This is a genomic window from Nostoc sp. CHAB 5836 (assembly GCF_020829445.1).
Lineage (GTDB): Bacteria > Cyanobacteriota > Cyanobacteriia > Cyanobacteriales > Nostocaceae > Nostoc.
This window is the reverse complement of record NZ_JAIVFV010000251.1, coordinates 1-7,663: the sequence shown is the minus strand read 5'-3', so window position 1 is coordinate 7,663 and position 7,663 is coordinate 1. Positions and strand designations below refer to the sequence as shown.

The 7,663-nt window shown below is 43.3% G+C and carries 4 protein-coding genes and 1 pseudogene; 1 reads left to right on the top strand and 4 read right to left on the bottom strand.

The window, feature by feature from the left end:
- Positions 1-134: 134 nt before the first annotated feature.
- Positions 135-1,595, bottom strand: a complete 1,461-nt coding sequence (locus LC605_RS29755; RefSeq protein ID WP_229551029.1) for an MlaD family protein — start codon at positions 1,593-1,595, stop codon at positions 135-137.
- A 101-nt stretch (positions 1,596-1,696) separates the two neighbouring features.
- Positions 1,697-2,479, bottom strand: a complete 783-nt coding sequence (locus tag LC605_RS29750; protein WP_229551028.1) for an ABC transporter ATP-binding protein — start codon at positions 2,477-2,479, stop codon at positions 1,697-1,699.
- A gap of 492 nt (positions 2,480-2,971) precedes the next feature.
- On the opposite strand from LC605_RS29750, the pseudogene LC605_RS29745 reads away from it, so the two are divergent.
- Positions 2,972-3,655, top strand: a pseudogene (locus LC605_RS29745) (beta-eliminating lyase-related protein); the annotation flags it as partial.
- Positions 3,656-4,228: 573 nt separating this feature from the next.
- Here the strand turns inward: LC605_RS29745 and LC605_RS29740 are convergent.
- The gene (locus LC605_RS29740) at positions 4,229-5,191 is read right to left on the bottom strand and encodes an orange carotenoid-binding protein (RefSeq protein WP_229551027.1); all 963 of its coding nucleotides are present in this window, start codon (positions 5,189-5,191) and stop codon (positions 4,229-4,231) included.
- Between the two features lie 678 nt (positions 5,192-5,869).
- Complete coding sequence (gene gor, locus LC605_RS29735) at positions 5,870-7,246, bottom strand: glutathione-disulfide reductase (RefSeq protein ID WP_229551026.1); 1,377 nt, start codon at positions 7,244-7,246, stop codon at positions 5,870-5,872.
- Positions 7,247-7,663 lie beyond the last annotated feature (417 nt).

The window sequence follows — 7,663 nt, the reverse complement described above, 5'->3', positions numbered from 1 at the left end:
GTATGTTAGCGTCAGCCACACTAAGTCAGCTAATCCTTGTGATAACGGGGATGAGGAGGAATAAATAGTAATTGGCTCCCCCATCTCCCCCATCTCCCCCATCTCCCCCATCTCCCCCATCTCCCCCCACTCCCTTAATTCTCAAGCTCTATTACCTCTTTCCCCGTCTCCAATTGCTCCCGTTCCTTACCATACTTCCGCAGCTGTTTCAAGAGGTCTTCTTGGGATGAGTTAGGGATAGACGGATTGGGGGTTGGTTCAAGTTTGGTGTCGATACTGCCAAAATTAACAGGTGAGGGATTAATGACATAAACGGGTAAGGACTTGTCATTAAACATCGCCTGTTGGGTTGGTGCTGGGGTAGGAATTAGATTATTTGGTTTCCTCATAGCAGCTTTTACCGAGTCTAGAGTAGTCGCAACCTGCACTTGTTGCTGCATCTGTTGTGTAGAAGATACTAAACCACTTAGACCATTGACCAATTGCCGTAAATTTTGGCGGAAATTAGGATCACCTGTCAATTCATCCAAATCAGATGTAATTTTTTGGGTATTTTCAAAGGTTACTCGTGCTGAATCTAAAGTTTGTTGCAGCACCACCACATTCTTTGGATCGTTTAAAGTTTTAGAAGCATCGCGTAAATTAGCTGAGGCTTGTGCTGCATTTGCTGAAAGAGTTTCTAAGTTGTTGAGTAATTCTCCTTTAGTCAATCGATTGACCGATGGTGATAGGCTAGTGACTGTAACACGCAGTTGGTTGCTGGTTTCGGTAATGTTGTTCAAAGCACCAACCAGCGCAGAACGATTTGTTGTCAACAAATTATCCAGATTGTTCAGCAGCCGATTTGCTTGAGTTGCAGTTGCACCGAATTTGTCTACTGTTTGAGTTGCAGATGTATTAAGTTGGTTTGTCGCCCGTTGCACTGAATTAGCAGTGGCTGAAAATGTATTTAGTTGTTGTCGCAAGCTTTTGGTCAAACCTTGTAAATCCTGACTTAGCTCAGTAAAACTGGATGCTGCACCTGTGGTAGTTTCTAGAACCCTATTGACATTTCTATAAAATTTTGGGTCATTGTATACAGTCGCTAGCTCCGTGGAACTGCGAATTAGTTGATCAACACTGATCCCAACCTGACCTTTTAACGTAGAGCCATTACAGACGATGAGACTGCGATCGCAATTTTGATCTAGGGGTTTAGCAAGCACAACCCCAGTTGGTAAGGTTGTTTTTGGTGTGATGTCGATAATACTTTCGCTAATTAACCCGCTCTGATTAGCTTCCACCACTAGATTCCGGGGGATAATTAGGTCAGTTTGGGCAATTTCAATCTCGACATCAATAGCATTTGGCCCTGGTCGAACCTGGGAAATAGTTCCTACCTTAACCCCACGATAGCGAACTGCTGTTCCCTTTTGCATTCCGCCAGCGTTAGCAAATTCGACAATAAATTTGTATGAACGACCAGCAGCAGTGAATCGATTTAACCACAAAAAGAGTAATCCAAATACCCCTAGTCCTAGCAGGAGTAGTAACCCCACAGAGCCTTCTCTAAATGTTCGCCCAGACGCGAAGCGGCTTGTCATAAGACCTCGCATTTTTTTGCCTCCACCAACAACCAATTAAGAGTTAGGAGTTGAATTGAACTCCTAACTTCTCACTCCTAACTTCTCATTCTTAACTTCTCACTTTTAAGTTTCTAGCCGACGACTTGAATCGGCCCTTGGACACTTCCACTGATAAATTGTCTGATTAACGGATTTTCTGTGTTGTATATCTCACTAACTGTACCCTGCCACTGCACTTTACCTTCATAGAGAAATATAAGCCTATCAGATGTACGGCGGATAGTGCTGTCTTGGTGGGTAACAACGGCGTAGGTGCTACAAACTCCATGTAAACATTGCAAATAGCGGATTAAATCTTCGATTACTGTTGAGGCAATGGGATCAAGTCCAGCTGTTGGTTCATCGTATAGTAGAACTTCTGGCCCTTCTGAGGGACTATCGGGGTTAGACATAATCGCACGGGCAAAGCTTACCCGTTTTCGCATTCCCCCGGAAAGTTCGGCGGGGTAGAGATTGCTTATTTCTGGTAACCCTACCATCTCCAATTTTTCTTTTACTAAATCTCGAATGCGCGATCGCGGCAGCTTTGAATTTTGATAAAGTAAAAATCCCACATTCTCTTCCACTGTCAGCGAATCAAATAGTGCCGCCTGCTGAAACACCATACCAATACCAACCTGCTGGCCACCATCCTCAATCAAACCGTTTCGCCGCACTCCTTGCACATAAATTTCTCCTTCGTCGGGAGTAAGTAACCCTGCCATTATCCGCAAAATCGTTGATTTCCCAGTCCCTGATGGCCCAATAATCCCCAGTGCTTCTCCCCGATAAATGGTCAAATCTACATTATCTAGAACTTTATGGCTACCAAAGGACTTAGAAACACCTTTGAGTTCAATTAATGGTTCAGTCATTAGTTATTAGTCATTGGTCATTGGTGAGCCAGTGCCTTGGGTGGTATACCCAATAGTCATGTCATAATTATTGCTAGGGCATTGTATCGTACATCATAAGTATATGATTACCATTCGGATTAGCAAACTTTATTTTTTTACCATAATATTTAGTTATTTGCGATGTTCACCCTTCCAAAATCTCTTTAACCCAAGGCTGACGTAGACACCATTGTAATTTACTGCCACTAAGAGGTTGTTTGAAAAGTATTGGGCGAATATAATTCGCTACTACACAAACTAAGTCCACCTGCGTGGACTAATACGAAATCAAGGTTTTTAACCTGCGTAGGTGGTCACTGAGCGGCTGGTGAGCATCTCGACTCCGCTCGTTGGCGTAGCCTCTCGTAGAGATGGAACCGCAGTCGAACCATGTCGAAGTGGAGGTTTTGTTTTTATAGCCGCGACTTCTAGTCGCCCGGCGAGTAATAAATTAGACTTTTCAAACATCCTCTAGAGGCGATTGTAACTAAGCGTACTGATATTCATTACCCTAAGCCTAAAGTTATTAGCATTACACAATCAACTGAATTAGGGACTTTATATTCTATTGAAGAACTTTTAAGTATTAAAGAAGTGGCGAAAAAGTATAATCTAAAAATTCATATGGATGGCGCTCGCTTTGCAAATGCAGTTGCCGCTATGAATAAAAGCCCTGCTGAAATCACTTGGAAAGCTGGAGTGGATGTGTTGTGTTTTTGTGGTACAAAGAATGGAATGGCATTAGGTGAAGCCATTCTTTTCTTCAACAAAGCGCTAGCAGAGGATTTTGATTACCGATGCAAGCAAGCAGGTCAGCTAGCCTCAAAAATGCGATTTATTTCTGCTCCGTGGTTGGGTCTATTGGAAACTGGTGCTTGGCTAAAAAATGCTAGATATGCCAATCAATGTGCTGAATATTTAGAAAATCAACTATTAAATATAGAAGGCGTTGACTTGATGTTTCCTAGAGAAGCTAATGCTGTGTTTGTGAAGTTACCTGAACAAGTCACTCACAGGTTAAAAGCGAATAACTGGCAGTTTTATACATTTATTGGTGTGGGAGGAGTACGTTTTATGTGTTCTTGGAATACTACTCAATCAAGGATTGATGAATTGGTTGCTGATATTAAAAATGCAACTATTCACACCAATTAAAATTGATCTGCGATCGCTAAAAAAGCCGTTATAAGTCAATACGCTTGGGTTAAGAGAATAGTAGGTTGGGTTGAGCGTAAGCGTTACCCAACAAAGTCTCGATAATGTTGGGTTTCGTTCCTCAACCCAACCTACACCAGATTTAGTTTTTAGCCTTAACTGAACTGTATTGCGTTATAAGTCAATACGCTTGGGTTAAGGCTAAAACTCTTTGCCAAAGTCAATTTTTTTTACGAACCGCATTCGCGCAGCGTCTCGTCAGAGAAGGACGCAAAGAGAAGAAAGAAATGCTTAACCCAAGGGTATTGCGTTGTAAGTTTCTTTTGCTTAAGCGTGGCGAGGTGGCGATGTCTACGACTTGACAATTGAGGTTATGTGGAAAAGTCCACCAAAAACCTAACCCCCTAACCCCCTTCCCGATGCTCTAAGGGAGAAAATCAAAGTCTCTCTCCTTAAAAGAAGGGAGAAATAGAAGAGAGATTTTCCAGATGACCTGAATTGTCAGGTCTAAGACGGGCTATTGGGCATCGCTCCTTTACTCATCCACGCTTAAGCTGCGACTAATCTAGCGCTCTATTTACGTACTAGGTTGAGCAGTTCTTTTGGAGAAGCAAGCAAGTCAATCGCTACAAAGAAAATTTTGCCTTGGGGGTCTAGCAAAAACCGCCATGCAATATTCATTCCCACACTGGCACCGAACCAAGGCGTTTGGACTTTACCTGTAACTTTAACTTGGGTATAGCCATCTTCCACAGGCTCAGATACGCCGCGCTCTGGGATCATCTTCAATCCCTGGCATTCTTCACGCATATAAGCGCGGATTGCATCCTGACCAACAATCGGTCTTTCAAAGGGAGGTTGCAAGGCGCCTTCAGAACGAAACAGAGAAACCGCAGCATCAAAGTCATTGGCATTCATGTTGTTGATATAGCCCAGCACCGTAGGATTGTTTACGCCCTCGATGGTGACTTTAGTCCGAAATGCTGGTGCAGTGGGAGGAGACACAGGCTCTGAGACTTTTTTGTAACTACCGGGAGCGTTCGGGTCAAATCCCATGCTAATTACCGTATTGCGTAGGATTGTGATTTGTTGACCGGAATCAGCATTGCGGATGGCTTGCAGTACATCAGCAGCTTTAGGAGAAAGCTTGTAACCTTCTGGGATAGGAGCAACGATTCCCTGAGCCATCCATTCTCCTAACTGATACCAGAAGCCCAACTTGATGTTTACGGTGAAGGATGCATAAGAACGACAGAGGGGAGTGTCAGCACGGTTAGCCAAATCGTACATGACTTGTGTTTGGGCCTCAAAAGGCATCTGCTTAATTTGTTCGAGTAAGCCTTGCGCCAGTACCATGTTGGCTGCGCCAGGAGCAGCAACTGTAATACTTCTACCCATCTCGGTATAGGCAAACCAGAGTAATGCTAGTTGATCTTCAGCATTGAGTTTAGAGAATGATTCGACAACGGTTGGAACAGTGTCAGCAATTAGGGTACCGGGAAAAATACTTTGAGCCGACTGGATGGTAAAAGACATAGCAGAAATTCCAAAAACAAAATTACAGTTCTATCGAATGGGAAAAATCAAATGTGCAAAGACGCAATAAAAAAGCGTTTATGTGTTGAAAAAGGCACTCAACAGTTTTTGCCTCACGGATAGCGAGTCATAAACATCACTTTACCAAAAGCATCGCGATTCGAGTTTGGATGCTCGGCAAAGCTTGTTGCAGCCTGAACTGCAAAGTTATTTAGAAAGCCTTAATCAACCGTGGCTTAACGCAGTGATGTTGCTTTTGTATCTAGATGTAAAGAAACATAACAAGTTCGTTACAAATAAGCAATACTTTCTCAGTTATATATTAATAAATTTTGCTTATGTAAGTTATAAGTTTTTCTTAAGTTACATTCAACACTATTGGTGTCAACTTAAGTTCAAACGCTTATCCCACAGTGATTTTACCCCAGACGCCAGTGCGGTCTTGGGGTCTCCCCAAGACCGCACTGGCTCCCCTTAATCCCCTCCCCGTGAACGGGGAGGGGAGATTTTGTCACTAGACAAAAGCGGGGTGGGGTTGCGAGGGTATAATTAGTAATTGAGTAGGTTTGGTATAACGCCATTGCAAGGGTTTGACGTTAAGTTGACACCAATGTGCCGTGCCCCTGCCCTACATCTTGTGATATAATGTTGTACCACATCGGAATGGGAACCGCTATATTACCGCATTGTGACAAATTCCTCTGCGGCTGAGGGATGTATACCGACCGTAGCGTCAAAGTCTTTTTTAGTTGCGCCCATTTTGAGTGCGATCGCTACACCTTGGATGATCTCGGCTGCATTTTCACCTACCATGTGAGCGCCTAGCACTTTGTCGGTGTTGCTATCAACTACCAACTTCATCATTGTCTTCTCTTGCTTACCAGTTAAACTATGGTACATGGGGCGAAACCGAGTGCGAAAAATTTTGACGGCATCACCAAGTTTTTCTCGTGCTTCTAGTTCTGTCCAGCCCACTGTTGCGGCTTCTGGATTAGAAAATATGGCTGTGGGAACAGTTTTGTGACTGAATTCGCGGCGGTTATTCCCGAATTCACTATCAGCAAAGGCGCGACCTTCGCCAATGGCCACGGGAGTTAAATTGATTCGGTCAGTGACATCACCAACAGCAAAAATATTCGGTTGACTAGTTTGACTAAATTCATTGACTGCAATGGCACTTGTGGTGGGGTATCCAGGCCCTTCCAGAGAAGTAGCGACCGTCTCAACCCCAGCCTTTTCTAAACCCAGTCCATCTACATTGGGAGTTCGACCAGTCGCCACTAAAAACACATCACCAATTACTGGTTCTTGGTCATCCCCTGATAAAGTCAGTTTCAACCCTTCTGGCACACGTTCAACTGTTTTTACCACATTATTCTTAATCACCCGAATTCCGTGGTTCGTCATGCCCTCTTCAATTTCTGTGCGGACATCTCCATCAAACCCATTTAAAATCTTTTCACCTCTGGTAATTTGTGTCACCTCAGAACCCAAACCGCGCATAATACAAGCAAATTCCGTGCCGATATAACCAGCGCCAATAATCACGATGTGTTTTGGTTGTTCTTTGAGATGAAAGATTTCGTTGGAGGTAATGCCATATTCCATCCCTGGTAAATCTGGCTTGACGGGACGCCCACCAACAGCAATTAAAATTTTGTCTGCTGTAACTTTGCGTCCATCAATTTCTATGGTGTGGGGGTCTAATAATGTGGCGCGACTAGGAATTAGTTCCACACCCGCTTTTTCTAAAAAGCTTATATGTAGTTGCGATAGTCGCCGAACTTCCTTATCTATAGATGTGATGAAATATTCCCAGTCAAACTCCACATTACCCACTTTCCAGCCATAACCTGAAGCTTCACTGAACAGTGCAGGAAAGTGAGACCCATAGACCATGAGTTTTTTGGGAATGCAACCGCGAATTACACAAGTGCCACCAACTAAATCATATTCAGCGATCGCCACTTTTGCCCCATAGCTAGCCGCCCGTTTGGAAGCAGCCAAACCTCCAGAACCCGCACCAATTACAAACAGGTCGTAATCAAAAGTCATAAATTTATGTTCTCTTTAGCAACAAGTTAGTTCCTGGGAACTTACACACAGAATATGATGAAACTATATAAGGATATCCCGTGAACCCTGTGTAAGTCCTGTCTTTGATTTAATCTAGCGTTTGCAGATGCTATCTGGTCGTAGGGAATATCACTTTTTGCTTTGGCGAATGTAGAGGTAAGTAAGTCGGCAAGAATAAACCAAACTATATTACGAAACGTAAATACACCTGAAACCCTTATTTTTACCTTCATTTCCCAAAGTTTGTGGTTTACTCAGTCTGAACTGGGGTGTCTGTTGTAATTACAGGTTGAGTGTCTGTTGTAATTACAGGTTGAGTGTCTGTTGTAATTACAGGTTGAGTGTCTGTTGTAATTACAGGTTGAGTGTCTGTTGTAATTACAGGTTGAGTGTCTG

Coding starts and splice junctions, on each gene's coding strand:
- LC605_RS29750 (WP_229551028.1), bottom strand. CDS start 2,479: ATGACTGAACCATTAATTGAACTCAAAGGTGTTTCTAAGTCCTTTGGT.
- LC605_RS29740 (WP_229551027.1), bottom strand. CDS start 5,191: ATGTCTTTTACCATCCAGTCGGCTCAAAGTATTTTTCCCGGTACCCTA.
- gor (WP_229551026.1), bottom strand. CDS start 7,246: ATGACTTTTGATTACGACCTGTTTGTAATTGGTGCGGGTTCTGGAGGT.
- LC605_RS29755 (WP_229551029.1), bottom strand. CDS start 1,595: ATGCGAGGTCTTATGACAAGCCGCTTCGCGTCTGGGCGAACATTTAGA.